This window comes from Serratia sp. 25CWL12 (assembly GCF_055790885.1).
Window position 1 is genome coordinate 1,849,171 of sequence record NZ_CM147698.1, and the last position, 20,206, is coordinate 1,869,376.

Here is a 20,206-nt window from a genome sequence, read left to right on the forward strand (position 1 = left end):
AGGAAAAGTCGCTCGATATAGTGAAAAATGCTACGTGAGTGGATGGATTACCTAACTCAATTCTATTACATTAGCGCTCATTAGAGTGTCTCTCTTTATAGCTAGCAATGCGGAGTTTTTTGTGGGCCAATCTCTGTTCGATTTATCCGTCTACATCAAGTTTTTTGTTGGTCTGTTTGCGCTGGTAAACCCAGTCGGTATCTTGCCGGTATTTATCAGTATGACCAGCTATCAGGCGGAGGCGGGGCGCAATAAGACTAACCTGACCGCTAACCTGTCGGTGGCGATCATCTTGTGGACTTCGCTGTTTTTAGGTGAAGCCATCTTACGTGCTTTCGGCATCTCTATTGATTCATTCCGTATTGCTGGTGGGATCCTGGTGGTGACCATTGCCATGTCGATGATCAGCGGTAAGCTGGGGGAAGACAAACAGAATAAACAGGAAAAATCAGAGAGTTCCATCCGCGAAAATGTTGGTGTGGTGCCTTTAGCATTACCTTTGATGGCCGGGCCAGGGGCGATCAGTTCCACAATCGTCTGGAGTTCTCGTTATCACAGTTGGCAGAATCTGTTAGGTTTTTCGCTGGCGGTTGCCTTGTTTGCTTTTTGCTGTTGGCTGTTGTTTCGCGCAGCCCCCCTGTTGGTACGTTTGTTGGGGCAAACCGGGATTAACGTGGTGACACGTATCATGGGGTTATTATTGATGGCTCTGGGTATTGAATTTATTGTGACCGGCATGAGAACTCTGTTCCCAGGGTTACTATAAATCTTAGAAAGTAGATTTATTTTTATTCAGATTGCGCGGATTTCGCCGTGGAGGAGGAGAGGGGATAGAGCGGGTTATTATTCTATCCTCTTGTGAAGGCCAGTGTTTTTATTTGACTGGTTTCGCTATTTTTCCAATTTATCATTGCTATGCTGTTTGTTTGTTCAATTCTTGTCTGCCGACCTATCTGGTTATTTTCACCACCACAATGTCAACGCTGTTGCTAATTTATCCATACAATTCTGCAGGGGTTGTCTCAGTTTCATTCAGATGTTATTAGTGATTAATTATCTTAGATCAAGTGATCATTTGTTACTTGTTGATTAATTGAAAATATTTTGCAATTTATTTGTTATCTTGGCATGGCCTGACGAAAGGGGATTGATAGTTGACCGTGCTAATCACAATGTTAATTAATCTTTAAAATAAGCATAAGAATTAGACTGCTGATCGAGTCAGCAAGGGCGGCTAATAAAGAGAGCTATTTAACATTTCTGTAAAATATTTTGGCGCTGGCTTTATCTGTCTGTTAGCTTTCGAGCAATTATCCTGACGAAAACCGCGACTCACGTTCATTCGCGTTGAGGGCCAAACGGCGTCGTTTGGGCTATCTACAGCGTTGGCCTTGCTAGCTAAGCTAGGTGAATCAATGGCCACTGGGCGGGTAACCGGCGGGAATAGCAAGCCAGGCGACATCATTTTATTTTACTACGCCCCGGTTCACGGGTGACCCCAAACTGATGATAGTTTGGCGATAAATAAACAGGAGAGTATGCAATGAGCAATATCACGAAAAAATCACTGCTGGCAGCGGGTATTATTGCCGCGCTAGGTATCAGTACTAGCGGAATGGCATGGGCGGCGAATGTGCCTGCAGGGGTGCAACTGGCTGATAAGCAGGAGATCGTGAGGAACAACGGATCTGAAGTGCAATCCCTTGATCCGCATAAGATTGAAGGCGTACCTGAAAAAAATGTCACTAATGACTTGTTGGAAGGGTTGGCCAGCAACAACCCAGATGGTTCAGTAACCCCTGGGGTGGCAGAAAGCTGGGAGAACAAAGATTTTAAAGTATGGACTTTCCACCTGCGCAAAGACGCCAAATGGTCTAATGGTCAGCCGGTAACCGCTCAGGATTTCGTCTATAGTTGGCAACGCATCGTTGACCCGAAAACCGCTTCCCCTTATGCCAGTTATTTGCAATATGCCCACGTCGAAAATGTTGATGAGATCATTGCTGGTAAAAAAGACAAGTCAACATTAGGTGTCAAAGCCATTGACGATCATACCTTCCAAGTGACATTGACTGAACCCGTGCCCTATTTGGCTGAGATGTCAGTACACTACGCTATGAAACCGGTGAATAAAGAGGCAGTGGAAAAGTTTGGCGATAAGTGGACCCTGCCACAAAACTATGTCAGCAATGGTGCCTATAAACTGAAAGATTGGGTGGTTAACGAACGTATTGTTTTGGAACGCAACCCTGAGTACTGGGATAACGCGAAAACCATCATCAATAAAGTCACTTTCCTGCCGATTGCTTCTGAGGTCACTGATGTCAACCGCTATCGAACCGGCGAGATTGATATGACCTATAACCATTTGCCGATCGAACTGTTCCAAAAGTTGAAGAAAGAGATCCCGCAGGAAGTGCACGTCGATCCTTATCTGTGTACTTATTACTATGAAATCAATAACCAGAAAGCACCGTTTACCGATGCTCGGGTGCGTGAAGCGCTCAAGTTAGCGATGGACCGCGATATTATCGTTAATAAAGTGAAGAATCAGGGCGATCTGCCCGCTTACGGTTTTACGCCACCTTATATCGATGGGGCAAAATTAACCCCACCAGAGTGGTTCGGCTGGACACAAGAAAAACGTAATGAAGAAGCTAAAAAACTGTTAGCTGAAGCAGGTTATGGCCCAGATAAACCCCTGAGTTTCTCTCTGCTGTATAACACCTCCGATCTGCACAAAAAACTGGCCATTGCCGCTGCCTCAATCTGGAAGAAGAACCTGGGGGTGGAGGTGAAATTGGAGAATCAGGAGTGGAAAACCTTCCTGGATACCCGCCATCAGGGAACTTATGATGTTTCGCGGGCTGGTTGGTGTGCTGATTACAACGAGGCAAGTTCCTTCCTGAACATGATGTTGTCTGACAGCAGCAGTAATACCCCGCACTATAAAAGCCCGGCTTTCGATAAGCTGATGGCTGAGGCCATTACCACCGAGAGCAAAGAGCAGCGCGCTGGCATCTATCAACAGGCTGAAGTGCAATTGGACAAAGACTCTGCCATTGTGCCGGTTTTTTACTATGTTAATGCCCGCTTGGTGAAACCCTATGTTGGCGGTTACACCGGTAAAGACCCTCTTGATAATGTCTATCAAAAAGATCTGTACATTATCAAGCATTGATACGCAAATGGCGGGCGGCAGTGGTCGCCCGCACAGTTAATCAAGATAGCCCGCTTATTCATGTTGTGGGTAACACCGCAACAACTTGTCTGGCGGCGGGCTGTAGCACAGGGTTAGGGTCATGCTTAAATTTATCTTACGCCGCTTATTAGAGGCGATCCCGACACTATTTATCCTTATTACCATCTCATTCTTTATGATGCGTCTTGCGCCGGGTAGCCCGTTTACCGGCGAACGAGCATTGCCCCCTGAAGTCATGGCGAACATTGAAGCCAAATACCATCTTAATGATCCGATTTGGAAGCAGTACGGGCATTATCTATTGCAATTATCGAAAGGCGATTTTGGTCCTTCGTTTAAGTATAAAGACTATTCAGTCAATGAGTTGGTGGCTGCGTCATTCCCGGTTTCCGCCAAGTTGGGGGCGGCGGCTTTTGTGCTGGCGGTGTTATTGGGGGTTAGTGCCGGTGTGATTGCCGCGTTAAATCAGAATACCAAGTGGGATTATACCGTGATGGGGTTTGCCATGACCGGGGTAGTGATACCCAGTTTTGTGGTTGCCCCCTTGTTAGTGCTGGTTTTCGCTATTGTTTTGAAATGGTTGCCTGGCGGTGGCTGGAATGGTGGCGAGCTGAAATTTATGATTCTGCCGATGGTGGCGCTCTCTCTGGCTTATATTGCCAGTATTGCCCGTATTACGCGCGGCTCGATGATTGAGGTGTTGCATTCCAACTTTATCCGCACCGCACGAGCCAAAGGTTTACCGATGCGGCATATTATTTTCCGCCATGCGTTGAAGCCGGCATTGTTACCAGTGCTCTCTTATATGGGGCCGGCCTTTGTCGGGATTATCACCGGCTCAATGGTGATTGAAACCATCTTCGGATTACCGGGGATAGGGCAATTGTTCGTTAACGGGGCGTTGAACCGGGACTACTCATTGGTATTGAGCCTGACTATTCTGGTCGGTGCCCTGACCATTCTCTTTAATGCGATCGTTGATGTGTTGTATGCGGTGATCGATCCAAAAATCCGTTATTAAACTGGAGCACGCAAGATGTGGATGAAAACTAAGCGTAAAGCTCTGGAAAACTTCAGCGAACAGCTTGATGTTGAAGGGCGTAGCCTATGGCAGGATGCGCGCCGTCGTTTTATGCATAACCGTGCCGCGGTGAGTAGCCTATTTATTTTAATGCTGATTACCCTGTTTGTGGTTTGCGCACCTTGGTTGTCACCATTCGCTTATGATGACACTGACTGGGCCATGATGTCTGCGGCACCTAGCTTTGAATCTGGGCACTATTTTGGTACTGACTCTTCGGGGCGTGATTTGTTGGTACGTGTAGCGATTGGTGGACGTATTTCACTGATGGTGGGGGTTGCCGCCGCGTTGGTGGCGGTGGTGGTAGGGACGCTGTACGGTTCGTTGTCGGGTTATGTGGGGGGCAAAACGGACTCGGTAATGATGCGTTTATTGGAGATCCTCAACTCTTTCCCATTTATGTTCTTTGTCATCTTGCTGGTGACTTTCTTTGGGCAAAACATCCTATTGATTTTTGTCGCCATCGGGATGGTGTCGTGGCTGGATATGGCGCGTATTGTGCGCGGGCAGACACTGAGCCTCAAGCGTAAAGAATTTATCGAGGCTGCCTTGGTGGGCGGTGTCTCAACCCGCAATATTGTCTTGCGCCATATCGTCCCCAATGTTTTGGGGGTGGTAGTGGTTTATGCCTCTCTCCTGGTGCCGAGCATGATTTTGTTTGAATCGTTCCTTAGTTTTCTCGGGTTGGGGACACAAGAGCCACTGAGTAGTTGGGGCGCACTGTTGAGCGATGGTGCTAACTCGATGGAGGTTTCACCGTGGTTGCTGCTGTTTCCTGCGGGTTTCCTGGTGATTACGCTATTTTGTTTCAACTTTATCGGCGATGGTTTGCGTGATGCCCTCGATCCGAAAGATCGTTAAGGAATGCAACCATGAGCATGACTGAAAATATTCAAACCGAATTGCCACTGTTGCTGGATGTTAACGATCTGCGTGTCGCCTTTGATACGCCAGATGGGGATGTCACCGCGGTTAATGACCTCAATTTTGATCTGCGTGCGGGTGAAACACTGGGGATTGTTGGGGAGTCCGGTTCAGGTAAATCGCAAACGGCATTTGCGCTGATGGGGCTACTGGCCAGCAATGGTCACATCAGTGGGTCGGCAAAATTTAATGGCCGTGAAATTCTTAATCTGCCAGAAAATCAGCTAAACAAGCTGCGTGCAGAAGAGATCTCGATGATTTTTCAAGACCCGATGACCTCTTTGAACCCTTATATGCGTGTTGGCGAACAATTGATGGAAGTGCTGATACTGCATAAAAAAATAAGTAAGAGTGAGGCATTTGAAGAGTCGGTACGGATGCTGGATGCGGTAAAAATGCCTGAAGCACGTAAGCGTATGCGCATGTATCCTCATGAATTTTCTGGTGGAATGCGCCAACGTGTGATGATCGCCATGGCATTGTTATGCCAGCCCAAATTGCTGATTGCTGATGAACCCACCACCGCACTGGATGTAACCGTACAGGCGCAAATCATGACACTGTTGAATGAACTGAAACGTGAATTCAATACGGCAATTATTATGATCACCCATGACTTGGGGGTGGTTGCCGGCATCTGCGACAAAGTGCTGGTGATGTATGCCGGGCGCACCATGGAGTATGGTAGTGCGCGCGATGTATTCTATCGTCCGAGTCACCCTTACTCTATCGGTCTGTTAAATGCGGTGCCACGTCTCGATGCGGAGGGGGAATCATTGATGACCATTCCTGGGAACCCGCCAAACTTGTTACGCTTGCCACCAGGCTGCCCATTCCAACCTCGTTGCCCCTATGCGATGGATGAGTGTGTCAATGCACCGTCACTGGCGCCGTTTGGTGAAGGGCGGCTACGTGCTTGCTTCAGGCCTGTGGAGGCATTGGTATGATGGACGCAGAGAAAAAAGTGCTGCTTGAAGTGGCAGATCTAAAAGTGTACTTCGATATTCATAATGACAAGCAATGGTTCTGGCAAGCGCCTAAAACTCTGAAAGCGGTTGATGGTGTCACTTTGCGCCTGTTTGAAGGGGAAACCTTGGGGGTGGTGGGTGAGTCTGGTTGCGGTAAATCTACCTTCGCGCGAGCGCTGATTGGTTTGGTGAAAGCCACCAGTGGACGTGTGGCCTGGTTAGGGCAGAATCTGCTGGGTATGAGCGATGCGCAGTGGCATAAAACGCGCAGTGATATTCAGATGATTTTCCAGGATCCGCTGGCTTCGCTCAATCCACGCATGACGATTGGGGAGATCATTGCTGAACCTCTGCGAACTTACCATCCAAAGATGTCACGCCAAGAGGTGAAGGATAAAGTACAAGCGATGATGCTAAAGGTGGGGTTATTGCCCAACTTAATCAACCGCTATCCGCATGAGTTTTCTGGCGGTCAATGTCAGCGCATTGGTATTGCCAGGGCATTGATTCTGGAACCTAAACTGGTGATTTGTGATGAACCGGTTTCCGCATTGGATGTCTCGATCCAGGCTCAAGTGGTTAATCTGTTACAACAGTTGCAGCGGGAAATGGGGTTATCGCTGATTTTCATCGCCCATGATCTGGCGGTGGTGAAGCATATTTCTGATCGGGTGCTGGTGATGTATCTGGGCCATGCTGTAGAGTTGGGTACCTATAGTGAGGTTTACCATAATCCGCAGCACCCATACACCAAAGCACTGATGTCAGCGGTGCCGATCCCTGATCCCGACAAGGAGAAGAAGAAGCAGATTCAATTGTTGGAAGGGGAATTACCATCGCCGATTAACCCGCCATCGGGTTGTGTGTTCCGCACCCGTTGCCCAATTGCCGGGCCGGAATGTGCTAAAACGCGGCCATTATTAGAAGGCAGTTTCCGACATGCGGTATCCTGCTTGAAGGTCGACCCGCTCTGATATCTACCTGAGTTGACTCACGTCTTAGGCAACACCTGCCAAATGGCAGGTGTTGTTACCCTGTCACGAAATCACTCTTTCCACAAGATATGACACAATTTGTGGTCTTTTTCGCGGCAGATAAGAATACGGGCGAACACATCATTAATCGGGTCACCTTCATTATCTGCCAGGCCGATGACGACCTCGGCAAAAAAGTCTGGGCTAAGATCGTAATCGACATGTTGTTGCCAGTCTTCTGCTGGATCATAGAGCTCCGCACCACCACGTTCCTCAAACTGCAAGTTAAACAGCAGAATATCTGCCGGATCTAAATTATCGCCTGCCAGTTCCAAGAAAATATCATAAGCCTGCTCAAGTGTTTCATCTTCACTAAGGCGATTATCTAAGTCCATAACAATATCCTGCTCACTAAAAAGTTTAATTTATATTTTAAATTACATGACGTTATACCCAATGCGATCCAAATGACGAGACGCGTGGCACAACATGAATAAACTGCGGAATAAGCCATACCCGTTATTTTTACAGAAACGGGCTGAAAAAGTAAAAAAGGCGCTCGGCAATGCGATACCAGAAAGGGCGATGTAGCCACTGGTCCGCATCCAGTCGTGTTGAGCGGGCAATATAATCATCCTGCACGCAGGCCAGATCATTACCGAAGCCGTCATCATCAATGGCCAAGGTAATTTCGAAGTTCAGCCATAGGCTACGCATATCAAGATTGACAGTACCGACCAGACTTAATTGACCATCAACCAAGACGCTTTTGGTATGTAGCAACCCGCCTTCAAATTGATAAATTTTTACGCCTGCGGCCAATAGTTCTGAAAAGAATGAGCGGCTAGCCCAACGCACCATCATTGAGTCGTTATGAAGGGGGACGACAATGCTAACATCAACACCGCGCAGGGCAGCGGTACAGATGGCATGGAGCAGGTCATCACTGGGTACGAAATAGGGGGTAGTCATCACCAGTTGTTCACGTGCAGAATAGACAGCAGTTAACAGCGCCTGGTGGATCATGTCCTCTGGGAATCCCGGGCCAGACGCGATTACCTGTATTGTGTGACCACTTTCCCGCTCAAAAGGCATAATATGGCTATCTGGTGACGGCGGCGGTAAAATTCGCTTGCCGGTTTCCATTTCCCAGTCAAAGGCATACACAATTCCCATGGTGGTGGCTACTGGGCCTTCCATACGAGCCATGACATCAATCCATTGCCCAACACCGGCATCTTGTTTAAAGAAACGCGGGTCGACCATATTCATGCTGCCGGTATAGGCGACATAATTGTCGATCAATATTACTTTGCGGTGTTGTCGCAAGTCCATACGACGTAAGAATACGCGAAATAGACTAACCTTAAGTGCTTCAACCACTTCAATGCCAGCGTTACGCATCATTGCTGGGTAGGGGCTGCGGAAAAATTGCACACTTCCGGCGGAATCAAGCATTAAGCGGCAGTGTACACCACGGCGTGCCGCAGCCATCAGGGCTTCAGCTACTTGGTCTGCTTGACCTCCGGGTTGCCAGATGTAAAACACCATCTCAATATTATGCCGTGCCAGTGAAATATCACGGATTAAAGTGCTTAATGTATCCTCGGTCGTGGTCAGTAGCTGTAACTGATTACCTTTGACGCCATTGATACCATGGCGATGGTAACAAAGCTGGAACAAGGGTCGTGCTACTTCACTGTATTCGGTGGCAAAAATTTTGCGATTTTCTTTTAGTTTATCCAGCCAGAGTGAGGTAGAGGGCCACATGGATTTGGCCCGTTCGGCGCGTCGTTTGCCTAGGTGTAATTCGCCAAAAGAGAGATAAGCCACAACACCCAATAAGGGCAGAATATAGATCACCAGTAACCATGCCATCGCCGAGGGTACTGCGCGTCGTTTCATCAGTATGCGCAATGTTACCCCGGCGATAAGTAGCCAGTAACCGAAGAGCAGAAACCAACTGAGTAAGGTATAAAAGGTTGTCATAAAGGGGAAAATCCCATTCGCCAAGTGTTGATAACCAGTGTACGCACAGAATAATAAAGGTTAAACCTTTTATCGGTGATTAAGTTACATAAAAATAATTGACAAAAACGATTTTTTCAAAAAATAAGAAGGATGATGCTGCATAGAAGCCGGGTTAATAAGACTTTCAGCATTAATGGAATTAACTTGGGTATATAATACTGATGTTGGGTATTGGATGAGTAACGAAGAATGAGACGTAGTAGAAACGAAGTGGGGCGCTGGCGAATGTTACGCCAAAGCCAGCGCCGTAAGCAACGTTGGCTTGAGCGGCAATCCTGCCGTAATCGGCATATTATGCGTGTATGTCGTCGTTTGGACGACCAACATCGTCGTGCTTTGCTGTTTGTGGTGGCATACGAGTGGTAAATCTCTCAACAGTCCGATTTGGGACTGTTGAGTGGTTCGGGCGGTTTATTTTGCAAGATAAGCGTTAAGCATCCAGACCTGTTTTTCCTGCTCTTTAATGTAGTCACTCATCAAAGAGGCAGTACCCTCGTCATCGGCTTTAGCGGCTAATGCCAGCAGTTCACGTTGTTGCTGCAGTAAAATGGCATAACCTGCTAATAAACCGCGCAAAGTCCCTTTATCATCAGTCACGTTGGTGTCTTCTTTGATATCTGCAGTCTTCAGATAATCACTGAAAGCATGCGAGGGTTGTGAACCGAGCGTGAGAATGCGTTCTGCCAATTCATCGACTTTGGTCAGCAGATTATTATAGGTTTCTTCAAATTTTACATGTAGTTCAAAGAAGTATGGGCCGGAAATATTCCAGTGGTAACCCCGGACATTCATATACAACACTTGGTAGTTTGCTAACAGCTTGTTTAATGCGCTAGAGAGCTTGGCTGACTGTTTGCTATCCAGGCCAATATGCGTTTTTACTGCTTTTTTTGCCGTAGTCATAATCTGTTTCTCCAACTATTCAGTTATAGCTGTCGCCTGGCAAGCTGGCGGAGCGGTGACAAGAGATATCGATGTATAAAGATTAGCGGCTAGTCTGAAAAAGGTAAAAACGATAGAAGGTATTAATTTAATAGGTATAGAGAATCAATTGTCAGTCAAGGCGAGGGAAAGTGATGCCCACGCCTTATAAATCGCATCTTAGGTGACCGTAGCCACTGCCTGCTCAGGCTGAATTAGAATACCTGCTTGAAGGGTTTTACGGTCACTTCGCGGTATACGCCAGCATCAACATAAGGGTCTTGTGCCGCCCAGGATTTAGCTGCGTCAAGGGAAGAAAACTCGGCAATGACGGTTGAACCAGTAAAACCAGCATCACCGGGGTCATTACTGTCCACCGCTGGGTTGGGGCCTGCAACCAATAACCGGCCTTCATCACGTAACGCTTGCAGTCGTGCCAGATGGGCGGTACGCGCAGCCAAGCGTTGTTGTAAGGTATCGGGCGCATCTTGTGCATAGATTAGATAAAGCATATTTATCCTTTAAAAATTATCATCATAGCAAGGTAACAACAAACTAGCTCAAAAGGGGGAACAAGGGAATGGCAAATTGTGCAAAATATCCCGTGGCCGTTGACATCACTGTTTGCAGGTATCGCTGTTTGCAGGCATAGCTCTTGTTGCTCATCGCTTTTTTCTGTCATAACTCTTTTGTGATAACTCTTTTTTGTGAAAACTGCGAGCCAGTCGTGAACCGGGTTGTCGTTCCTTTTGGATATGATCGCTATTTGCATTTAGAATAAGCAAATCAAAGGAACCCCAATAATGATGCCGCTAAAGAAAATATTCCTTACTCGCCGTTTTTCTCTACCTGTTACCCTTTCAGTCGGCTTACATACGATCTTGGTAGCAGCCTTGCTCTATGCGTCAGCCAAGGAAGTGATAAGACTACCGCAGCAGCAGGGGGCGCCGGTTAATGTCATGATGGTGAATATGGCTGCGTTACCTCAGCCATCAGCTTCGGTTGAGTCTGAGCCACCGAGCCAAGCAACGCCTGAGCCAGAATTACTGGCAACGCCGGAACCGGTGCAGCCGCAGCCGTCACCTATCGCTCCCCCTAAGCCAGTAGTGGAAAAATCCAAACCCAAGCCAAAGACTGAAAAGCCAATCAAGCCTGAAGTGAAAAAGGCAGAGCCAGAGGCCCCAGCGCTGATTGAGAGCCCCGCAACGGCTCCATTAAGTGCTCCGTCGCTGGTGAAGCCAACCCCAGTGCCAGGCAATGATGTTACTGAGGCAGAACCTAAAGCATTGAGTTTGCCGAAGCCGATTTATCCGCCTCGCGCTTTAGCGCTACAGATTGAAGGTAAGGTGAAAGTGCAATATGACATTGATGGCGATGGGCGGGTGATCAACGTGCGTATTCTGTCAGCTGAACCGCGCAATCAATTTGAGCGTGAAGTGAAGCAATCAATGGCTAAATGGCGTTATGAAGCCAAAGCGGCACAAAACCTGACAAAAACCATTTTATTCAAAATTGATGGTTCGACAGACCTGCAGTAATCAGTGTCGCAATATTTGCTTGGCTACAGACTAAATTAAGGCGGCGGGGGCGCCAGAGCGCTTTCATTATTGAGCGCTCTGGTGCTTTACTCACTTAACTGGCTGGCTCAGTGTCGCTGGTGCCAAGGTTAATCTTGTTATCTGGTAAGGCGCAAGGCCGGCCTGCATCATCCACCGCAACGTAGGTAAAGACTGCTTCAGTGGCACGATAGCGCTGGCCAACAGGGGCGGAAGAAACCTTTTTAATCCAGACCTCAATATTAACGGTAATGGAACTGCGGCCAGTACGGATACATTTAGCGTAGCAACAGACAACATCACCGACGGCAACCGGTTTGAGGAAGGACATTCCATCCACTCGAACCGTGACGACACGGCCTTCGGCAACCTCTTTGGCTAGAATGGCCCCCCCAATGTCCATTTGTGACATCAACCAACCGCCGAATATATCACCGTTGGCGTTAGTATCTGCGGGCATTGCCAGCGTTCTCAGTACCAGCTCTCCGCTGGGCAAAAGTTGTTGTTCTGTCATTACCATCTGCTTTATTAAAAGAGTTACTCTGTTGTGGGTATAAACCCGGCATCGTTCAAGCGGTGGTTTGCCTGGCGCTGAGAACAGCTGGTGTTATCCGCGGCCTTTATGGCCATACACGCTGTTCCGTTGCCACCGGGTGTGGTCAACTAAAAGAGTCGATTACTGCTTTTTTTGTTCATCGGGCATATGCCGGAAGATATAGATGCCACTTAGCAACGTGAAGACCAGTGTCAGGGCCGTCAGGCCAAATACTTTGAAATTGACCCATACACTCTGTGGCAACCAAAATGCCACATAGATATTGGCCAGACCGCAGGCAAGGAAGAACAGAGCCCAGGCGACATTGAGGGCACGCCATGCGTGATCTGGCAACGTAAGCTCTTTACCTAACATGCGTTGGATTAATGGTTTTTTCAGTATCAGTTGGCTAACCAGCAGTGCGAGAGCGAACAAGGCATAAATGACGGTGACTTTCCACTTGATAAACAAATCATTATGGAAAACCAGCGTCAAGGTGCCGAAAATGGCGACCATGATGAAGGTGATCAATGTCATCTTCTCTACCTTGCGGTATTTCAGCCAGGTAAAGATTAAAACCAAGGCGGTAGCAGCAATTAACGCGCCGGAAGCGTAATAGATATCATAGAGTTTGTAGACAGTGAAAAAGACAACCAGTGGTAGAAAATCAAGAAATTGCTTCATAAATCAATCCATCATAAATTCGTCGGCTGACTATACCGGATTCATGGGGTTCTTGGTACCTCTAGCGTGCGACTAGGTAGCACGATGACAGGGAGAACAACTTAAAACCGACAGAGAGAACAGCTAAAAACCGGGCGGGTAATTTTTTCATTGCCAATAATGCAAAACGCCGCGAGAGCGACGTTTTGCGTGCGGACTGTTCTGTTACTTTTAACGATTACAGAACGTGAACCGATGAGGTATTGGTGGTGCCACTTGGTACCAGCGCGCCGGAAACCATGACAACAACATCCCCTTTTTGTGCCAGACCGCTTGCCAAGGCGGCTTCTTTACCGATGCGGTAGAAGTCATCTGTAGAGGCAATTTCCTTGACGATCTGGGTAACGATACCTTTACTCAGGATTAACTGACGTGCAGTGATATCATTGGTGGTCAACGCCAGAATAATGGCATTAGGGAAGTACTTGCGCACAGACTTGGCAGATTTACCGCCGCTAGTGGCGACGACAATCAGCGGTGCATCAAGTTTTTCGGCCGTTTCCACGGCACCACGGCAAACCGCTTCAGTGATACGTAGCTTGCGGTTATCCTGCAGAGTATCAATACGGCTTGGCATAACGCGATCAGTACGTTCACAGATCGTGGCCATGATGGTCACGGCTTCCAGAGGATATTTACCTTTGGCACTTTCACCCGACAGCATTACCGCATCGGTACCATCCAGGATGGCGTTGGCAACGTCACCGGCTTCGGCACGAGTAGGGCGCGGATTCTTGATCATTGAATCCAGCATCTGGGTGGCGGTAATAACGACCTTACGTGCGCGGTTGCACTTATCAATCATCATTTTCTGTGCAAAAATCACCTCTTCAACCGGGATCTCTACCCCCAGGTCACCACGGGCTACCATGATGCCATCGGAAGCTTCGAGGATTTCGTCGAAGTTATTCAGACCTTCCTGGTTTTCAATCTTGGAAATGATCTGAATATTTTCACCGCCATGGGCTTTCAGATGCTCACGGATTTCCAATACATCAGAACGTTTACGGATGAACGAGGCGGCCACGAAGTCTACACCTTGCTCACAACCGAAAATCAGGTCAAGTTTATCTTTTTCTGCCAATGCTGGCAGTTGGATGGAAACACCTGGCAGGTTAACACCTTTGTTCTCACCCAGATCGCCATTGTTCAGTACTTTACAAACCACTTCTTTGCCATTGATGGCAGTGACTTGCAAGCCGATGAGGCCATCATCAACCAGGATAGTATTGCCGACAGTCAGGTCATCAGCAAAGCCAGGGTAGGTAACCGCGACACGTTCTTTGTTGCCGATAACACTTTGGTCGGTGGTGAAGGTGAAGGTTTGGCCAGCGACCAGCGCCGCGTCGACACCCCCTTCAAGTTTCATGGTACGGATCTCAGGGCCTTTGGTATCCAACAAGATCCCGGCAGTCTTGCCAGTTTTAGCCATTACGGCACGCAAATTCTTGATGCGGTTACCGTGCTCTTCGTAATCACCATGGGAAAAATTAAGGCGCATTACGTTCATGCCAGCATTGAGCAGGCTAGTGAGCATTTCTTCAGATTCGGTTTTTGGGCCGATAGTACAAACAATTTTAGTCTTTTTCATGACGGTTTTTTCTACAAGTTATGATGGATTATAAAATGAGTGTGACTAACGGCGAGACCATTAGTCAGGGATTTTAGCTTTGCCTGGAAGTGTAAAACAGGGTTAAGAACAACAGTATTAAGAATAGGTGACAACAGTTGAAATGGAGCGAAATAACTTAACCGATGCCCGGATGCGCGAGTGCCGCACATAAAAAGAAGGTGAGATTTTTTTGCGATTAAATTTTGACGGATCAAGGGCTGAAACCATTCAACTGAAAGACGGTGTGCATTATAAAGGCTCTGTGGCAGGAAACAAAACAAAAACAGACTAAGTTATTGTGGTAGAGCCGTGTTGAAAGAGCTTAAGAACAGTATTTCATCTCTCAATATGTTGTTTTTATTTATTATTTTTATTTTTCGATAACAGCAGGCCAGATTTGCAGGTGGTGATTTTTTACACATAACTGACAAAAGTTCTTTGTGGCGATAGCTGAGGCGAGTTAGCTGAAACTGAAAGAGGTGAAATTTACTGATTCCCTAGATAAGAGATAACTCACAGAAATGACAGGCGAATGCTTTGAAAAGAATTGGTGCGTCCGAATGGACTCGAACCATCGACCCCCACCATGTCAAGGTGGTGCTCTAACCAACTGAGCTACGGACGCACAGAAAATCAGCAGGAATTGGTGCGTCCGAATGGACTCGAACCATCGACCCCCACCATGTCAAGGTGGTGCTCTAACCAACTGAGCTACGGACGCATCTTCTCCTGTCTGTCATGGCTGACAGCGGGAACGAATATTAACGAGCTACCCGCCCGCTGGCAAGGGGTAAAATACATTTTTATGTGATATTTCACCTGATTGCTGAGCTTGTGTGCAGTGTGCTGCCTTTTTATCAGAGTTGGGTCATTTTTTAGTGGTCTACCAATGGCAGACCAGGCAAGGTTTTTAACGGCGTGAGCGCTGTAAAATTAAAGCAGGAGCCTGCCGCTGCAACCAGCGCATACGTAATACCATCATGATGGCAGCAAAGGTTAACCCGATAATAAAACCAATCCAGAAACCGCGCGGCCCCATTGCGGGAACAATATAATCCGTTAGCGCAAGCAGATAGCCACTGGGTAGCCCAAGGATCCAGTAGGCAATAAACGTGATGTAGAAAATTGCGCGAGTATCTTTATAACCACGCAGGATACCGCTGCCAATCACTTGTATAGAGTCAGAGATTTGATAAATGGCGGCCAGAAGCATCAGTTGTGATGCCATGGCGACCACCTCAGGGGTATTGTTATAGAGCAGGGCAATAGGAACGCGGAGTAGTGCAGTAAATAATGCCGAGCCACAGGCCATGGCTATGCCTACGGCAATGGCGGCATAGGCGGCAACGCGGGCTGCTTCAACTGAACCTTCCCCCAGCCGATATCCGACACGGATGGTGGCACCAACACCAAGAGATAGCGGTAATACGAACATTAATGCGCTGAAGTTCAATGCAATCTGATGCCCCGCTACTGCGACGATACCCAGAGGTGAAACCAGTAATGCCACCACCGCAAATAGGGTAACCTCAAAAAACAGAGCTAACGCCACGGGTAGCCCAATACCAATTAAACGCTTTAAGGTATGCCAATCTGGCCTGCTGCGCGCTTTTTCTGCCAGTTTGATATCACGCATGGCCGGAGCACGCTTCGTATACCAACGCATCATCAGGAACATAAGCCAATACACACTCGCTGTGGCGACACCACAACCCACGCCCCCCAGTTCTGGCATGCCTAATTTGCCATAAATGAAGATATAGTTGATGGGGATGTTCACCAACAGGCCAATAAAGCCAATGACCATACCGGGTTTGGTTTTTGATAAGCCTTCACATTGGTTACGGAGTACTTGAAAAAACAGGTAGCCTGGAGCCCCCCACATGATGGCGTGCAGGTAACCGACCGCTTTATCAGCTAATTGCGGATCGATATTGTGCATCATATTGATCACAATATTACTGTTAGAAACCACGGCAATAATCAGCACTGAAACGCCTGAAGCCAGCCAGAAACCCTGACGGACTTGATGCGCGATGCGGTCACGCCGGCCAGCACCGTTGAGTTGCGCGATCACCGGGGTTAGGGCAAGCAGCAAGCCGTGCCCGAACAGCAGCGCGGGTAACCAGATAGAGGTGCCCACGGCGACGGCAGCCATATCTGTTGCGCTGTAAGCACCGGCCATAATGGTATCAACTACACCCATTGCGGTTTGAGATATTTGCGCGATGATGACAGGGATAGCGAGGGCTAATAAACTCCGCGCCTCAGTAAAGTACTTCTGCACGTATACACCTTTCTAATTTTTATTCAGTAGGGCTGTTGCGATTAAGGCAACCATCAAAAATTGCGGGATTTTATCGAAAATACGTTACCTGTGGAGCAAGGCCGAACTAATCATGTAACACAATTTGTTATCCAGACTAATTCAAGAGCGGGTAGGGTACAACCTGGAAAGCGTGAATAGTTCCCCGGTAGCGTTACCGGGGGAGAGCTTATAAAGCGAATTCGGCCCAGACCGGGGCATGGTCTGAAGGTTTTTCCATACCTCTAATCTGATAATCAATCCCCGTTGATTTACAACGCGCTGCCAACGGTGTACTGGCCAGTAATAGATCGATGCGTAGGCCTCGGTTTTCATCAAAACCACGGGAACGGTAATCAAACCATGAAAACTGATCATTGCGCTCTGGATTAGCCTGCCGATAGGTATCTACCAGCCCCCAATTCATCAAGCGGGTCATCCACTCGCGTTCTTCCGGTAAGAAAGAGCATTTACCAGTACGCAGCCAACGTTTGCGGTTTTCCTCACCGATACCGATATCAAGATCACTTGGGCTGATATTCAGATCCCCCATAATCAATACCGGCGCTTCTGCAGAAAGTTGTTGTTGCAGATAATTCTGCAAATCCTGGTAGAAACGGGTTTTGGCGGGGAATTTTATCGGGTGGTCGCGGCTTTCTCCTTGAGGGAAATAGCCATTAATCACGGTCAAGGTACCTTGTGGTGTGGACAAATCAGCCATGATGATGCGCCGTTGGGCATCTTCATCATCAGTGGGAAAACCTCGGCGGACCGCGAGAGGTTCATTTTTAGTCAACAGTGCGACACCGTAGTGGCCTTTCTGCCCATGATAGAAGACGTGATAGCCATATTGGCTCACCTCTTCCAGTGGGAACATATCGTCATGAACTTTGGTTTCTTGCAGACCGATAACGTCAGGTTGATGCTGTTCAATAATTGCAGCTAATTGATGTGGGCGAGCCCGCAGACCATTGATATTAAAAGAGACAAACTTCATGAGTGATGCCGTTTCCCCAAGAAAATGTATTCAGATAGTAACAGAGTTTCGTGGTAAATGTAACGCAGACCAGCGGCGTTTTACCGCTGGTAGGGGGAGCACTATTTTGCCCAACGGTCATAATTATTGGGTTGATAGTCATCGAATTGTTGCATCAATACCTGCGGTGAATCGCTGATATGCAAGGTACTAAGGTAATCATGTTTCATGAAACCTTGGTCGGAGACCTGTTGCAGGAACTGGGTTAAAGGATGATAAAAATTGTTTACATTCAGCAGACCCACCGGTTTGCTATGGTAGCCAATTTGTCCCCAGGTCCAGATTTCGAATAACTCCTCTAAAGTACCAATACCGCCAGGTAGAGCGATAAACCCATCGGCCAATTCGGCCATCCGTGCCTTACGGCTATGCATGTCTGGCACAATTTCCAGTTCACTCAAACCCCGGTGGGCGGTTTCCGCTTCCACTAGGCGTTGTGGAATAATGCCAACAACTTCACCACCCGCGTTGAGGACCGCATCGGCCACCACGCCCATTAAACCTTTCTTACCGCCGCCATAAATCAAACGCCGCCCTTGTGTGGCAATGGCATGCCCCAGTTTTTGTGCATACTCGACATAGGTGGGATGATTACCTTCGCTGGCACCGCAAAAGACGCAAATATTGTTACGCATGGATCTTCCTGAACTGCAATTTATTGGAAGTCAGTGGTATAGCGAATTGTGGAGCCGAGTTCAAGTCATGAGGGGATATGGTATCAAGTTAATGATTGATGCAGAGGGAAGAGCTGGTGGTGGGGGAAGGATGATTCGTCACTGCGTTCCTCACCCTTCGGGCCGTGCTGCGCACGTTGTCTCGCGCTGCTCGACTCGAACCTTGTCGAAGGTTCTCACCTTCCCCAAATTGTGCTTATTTTAGGATAGTTATTCTGGGTAGTTGTTGATGCAGAGGGAAGAGTTGGTGGTGGGGGAAGGATTCGAACCTTCGAAGTCTGTGACGGCAGATTTACAGTCTGCTCCCTTTGGCCGCTCGGGAACCCCACCAGGGTATTATTTATTGCTATAAATGAAAATTTTTGCTTATGCAGAAGTGAGAATTTCTCCTCTTTCCCCAAATCGTGTTCATTATAGAATCACTGCTTGAGGTAAAACCTGACTTAAAATCAGAGTTGGTGGTGGGGGAAGGATTCGAACCTTCGAAGTCTGTGACGGCAGATTTACAGTCTGCTCCCTTTGGCCGCTCGGGAACCCCACCACTGGCCTTGCTTCTGTTAAGCGGGGCGCATCATATCAAATGAAGCGCCGGTGTAAAGTATTGAAATGCAAAAAACCAATTGTTTGCCGTTTTTTTATTCTTGGTAGCGCTTTTAGGTCACCAGATTTTTCAAATCACACCGTGATGGTAACTTGTGTTGATGTGGCAAACAAAAGGCACTGTTTTACTCAAAGTGCCCACTGTTTTTACTTTTCAGTCAGTGATTGATGTCAAAAAACCATTACAGGATCACGGTGCGGTTGCCATAGACAAACACCCGTTGTGCCAATACCTGATAGAGTGCACGGCTAAGGACGTTCTTCTCAACATCACGCCCAGCACGCATCATATCTTCTGCCGAATAGGTGTGATCGACGTGAATAACATCTTGCATAATGATCGGGCCTTCATCCAGGCTATCGTTAACATAATGCGCGGTGGCGCCAATGATCTTCACTCCGCGTTCATAAGCCTGATGGTAAGGTCGGGCACCGATAAAGGCTGGCAGAAATGAATGGTGAATGTTAATCACCTGATTAGGGTAATGCTGAACAAAAGCAGGGGTAAGCACACGCATATACTTAGCCAAGACCACATAATCAGGCTGGTATTGGTCGATTTGTGCAATCATTTTCTGATCGTGTTGCTCACGTGTCAGTCCTTCGTGACTAACCAAGTGAAACGGGATGTCAAAACGTTCAACCAAGGGTTGCAGGGTCGTATGGTTACCAATGACGGCGGCAATCTCTACATCCAAGCCACCATAGGCGCTTTTCATCAGGAGGTCGCCCAGGCAGTGAGCCTCTTTGGTGACCAAGACCACAATACGGCGGCGACTGGCACTTTGCAGTTCACGGACAGACCCTTCTGGCAAAGCACCATCCAGATCAGCCAGTAAGGTCGCATTATTGAAGATCCCTTCAAGCTCAGTACGCATAAAGAAGCGACCGGTGAGATGATCAACGAATTCGTTATTTTGCACGATGTTAAGTTCATGCTTGTAACAAATATTGGTGATCTTGGCGATCAACCCCTTTGCGTCAGGGCAGAGGGTACGTAAAATTTTTCTTTGTAGGTTTTGGTGTGGCATAGGTTTGTCGATCCTGTCTGTTACTTGACTTAC

The 20,206-nt window shown here is 47.7% G+C and carries 19 protein-coding genes, 4 tRNA genes and 1 other RNA gene; 8 read left to right on the plus strand and 16 right to left on the minus strand.

What is annotated here, in order from left to right:
* The first annotated feature begins 121 nt into the window (after positions 1–121).
* From ACX9GV_RS07985 to oppF, 6 genes are all read left to right on the plus strand, one after another.
* A complete protein-coding gene (locus ACX9GV_RS07985) occupies positions 122–766 on the plus strand; it encodes a YchE family NAAT transporter (protein WP_473197670.1) in 645 nt (214 codons plus the stop codon).
* A gap of 777 nt (positions 767–1,543) precedes the next feature.
* Positions 1,544–3,181 carry an oligopeptide ABC transporter substrate-binding protein OppA gene (gene oppA / locus ACX9GV_RS07990; RefSeq protein WP_473197671.1) on the plus strand — a complete coding sequence of 546 codons (1,638 nt, stop codon included), beginning with the start codon at positions 1,544–1,546 and terminating at the stop codon, positions 3,179–3,181.
* 121 nt (positions 3,182–3,302) lie between these two features.
* Positions 3,303–4,223, plus strand: a complete 921-nt coding sequence (oppB, locus tag ACX9GV_RS07995) for an oligopeptide ABC transporter permease OppB (RefSeq protein WP_023491619.1) — start codon at positions 3,303–3,305, stop codon at positions 4,221–4,223.
* A gap of 15 nt (positions 4,224–4,238) precedes the next feature.
* Positions 4,239–5,144, plus strand: coding sequence for an oligopeptide ABC transporter permease OppC (oppC, locus tag ACX9GV_RS08000; protein ID WP_023491620.1), 906 nt, complete (start codon positions 4,239–4,241; stop codon positions 5,142–5,144).
* Between the two features lie 11 nt (positions 5,145–5,155).
* Entirely contained in the window at positions 5,156–6,154 is a 999-nt protein-coding gene (gene oppD / locus ACX9GV_RS08005) for an oligopeptide ABC transporter ATP-binding protein OppD (RefSeq protein WP_473197672.1), read from the plus strand.
* On the plus strand, positions 6,151–7,149 hold the full coding sequence (gene oppF / locus ACX9GV_RS08010; RefSeq protein WP_473197673.1) for a murein tripeptide/oligopeptide ABC transporter ATP binding protein OppF: 999 nt from the start codon (positions 6,151–6,153) through the stop codon (positions 7,147–7,149). Before oppD ends, oppF begins: the two co-directional genes overlap by 4 nt.
* 71 nt (positions 7,150–7,220) lie before the next feature.
* Here the strand turns inward: oppF and ACX9GV_RS08015 are convergent, their stop codons facing one another.
* Positions 7,221–7,550 carry an HI1450 family dsDNA-mimic protein gene (locus ACX9GV_RS08015; RefSeq protein WP_473198005.1) on the minus strand — a complete coding sequence of 110 codons (330 nt, stop codon included), beginning with the start codon at positions 7,548–7,550 and terminating at the stop codon, positions 7,221–7,223.
* A 124-nt stretch (positions 7,551–7,674) separates the two neighbouring features.
* Positions 7,675–9,138, minus strand: coding sequence for a cardiolipin synthase (gene cls, locus ACX9GV_RS08020; protein ID WP_473197674.1), 1,464 nt, complete (start codon positions 9,136–9,138; stop codon positions 7,675–7,677).
* A 231-nt stretch (positions 9,139–9,369) separates the two neighbouring features.
* Here cls and ACX9GV_RS08025 point away from each other — a divergent pair, with 231 nt between their 5' ends.
* Positions 9,370–9,546 carry a YciY family protein gene (locus ACX9GV_RS08025; RefSeq protein ID WP_023491625.1) on the plus strand — a complete coding sequence of 59 codons (177 nt, stop codon included), beginning with the start codon at positions 9,370–9,372 and terminating at the stop codon, positions 9,544–9,546.
* 45 nt (positions 9,547–9,591) lie between these two features.
* Here ACX9GV_RS08025 and ACX9GV_RS08030 read toward each other — a convergent pair whose 3' ends face one another.
* Positions 9,592–10,083, minus strand: a complete 492-nt coding sequence (locus ACX9GV_RS08030) for a Dps family protein (protein WP_473197675.1) — start codon at positions 10,081–10,083, stop codon at positions 9,592–9,594.
* Positions 10,084–10,316: 233 nt separating this feature from the next.
* Entirely contained in the window at positions 10,317–10,613 is a 297-nt protein-coding gene (locus ACX9GV_RS08035; protein WP_473197676.1) for a YciI family protein, read from the minus strand.
* A gap of 294 nt (positions 10,614–10,907) precedes the next feature.
* Between ACX9GV_RS08035 and ACX9GV_RS08040 the strand changes: the two genes are divergently transcribed.
* Positions 10,908–11,639: an energy transducer TonB gene (locus ACX9GV_RS08040; RefSeq protein ID WP_473198006.1), complete on the plus strand. Its 732-nt coding sequence runs from the start codon at positions 10,908–10,910 to the stop codon at positions 11,637–11,639.
* Between the two features lie 94 nt (positions 11,640–11,733).
* Here the strand turns inward: ACX9GV_RS08040 and yciA are convergent, their stop codons facing one another.
* The 12 genes from yciA to purU all read right to left on the minus strand — a co-directional run bounded on the left by yciA (position 11,734) and on the right by purU (position 20,173).
* Entirely contained in the window at positions 11,734–12,171 is a 438-nt protein-coding gene (gene yciA, locus ACX9GV_RS08045; RefSeq protein WP_473197677.1) for an acyl-CoA thioester hydrolase YciA, read from the minus strand.
* Positions 12,172–12,333: 162 nt separating this feature from the next.
* The gene (locus ACX9GV_RS08050; RefSeq protein WP_023491630.1) at positions 12,334–12,876 is read right to left on the minus strand and encodes a septation protein A; all 543 of its coding nucleotides are present in this window, start codon (positions 12,874–12,876) and stop codon (positions 12,334–12,336) included.
* 217 nt (positions 12,877–13,093) lie between these two features.
* Positions 13,094–14,506: a pyruvate kinase PykF gene (gene pykF / locus ACX9GV_RS08055; protein WP_023491631.1), complete on the minus strand. Its 1,413-nt coding sequence runs from the start codon at positions 14,504–14,506 to the stop codon at positions 13,094–13,096.
* 569 nt (positions 14,507–15,075) lie between these two features.
* Positions 15,076–15,152, minus strand: a tRNA-Val gene (locus ACX9GV_RS08060).
* Between the two features lie 19 nt (positions 15,153–15,171).
* Positions 15,172–15,248: transfer RNA gene (locus tag ACX9GV_RS08065), tRNA-Val, on the minus strand.
* A 189-nt stretch (positions 15,249–15,437) separates the two neighbouring features.
* Positions 15,438–16,814 carry an MATE family efflux transporter gene (locus ACX9GV_RS08070; RefSeq protein ID WP_023491632.1) on the minus strand — a complete coding sequence of 459 codons (1,377 nt, stop codon included), beginning with the start codon at positions 16,812–16,814 and terminating at the stop codon, positions 15,438–15,440.
* A 208-nt stretch (positions 16,815–17,022) separates the two neighbouring features.
* Positions 17,023–17,829, minus strand: coding sequence for an exodeoxyribonuclease III (gene xthA, locus ACX9GV_RS08075; protein WP_023491633.1), 807 nt, complete (start codon positions 17,827–17,829; stop codon positions 17,023–17,025).
* Between the two features lie 101 nt (positions 17,830–17,930).
* Positions 17,931–18,503 (minus strand): LOG family protein, encoded by a 573-nt coding sequence (locus ACX9GV_RS08080; RefSeq protein ID WP_473197678.1) that lies wholly within the window; start codon positions 18,501–18,503, stop codon positions 17,931–17,933.
* Positions 18,504–18,617: 114 nt separating this feature from the next.
* A non-coding RNA gene (locus ACX9GV_RS08085) (RtT sRNA) lies at positions 18,618–18,742 on the minus strand.
* Positions 18,743–18,787: 45 nt separating this feature from the next.
* A tRNA-Tyr gene (locus ACX9GV_RS08090) sits at positions 18,788–18,872 on the minus strand.
* A gap of 126 nt (positions 18,873–18,998) precedes the next feature.
* A tRNA-Tyr gene (locus ACX9GV_RS08095) sits at positions 18,999–19,083 on the minus strand.
* Between the two features lie 241 nt (positions 19,084–19,324).
* Positions 19,325–20,173, minus strand: coding sequence for a formyltetrahydrofolate deformylase (gene purU / locus ACX9GV_RS08100; protein WP_023491636.1), 849 nt, complete (start codon positions 20,171–20,173; stop codon positions 19,325–19,327).
* Positions 20,174–20,206 lie beyond the last annotated feature (33 nt).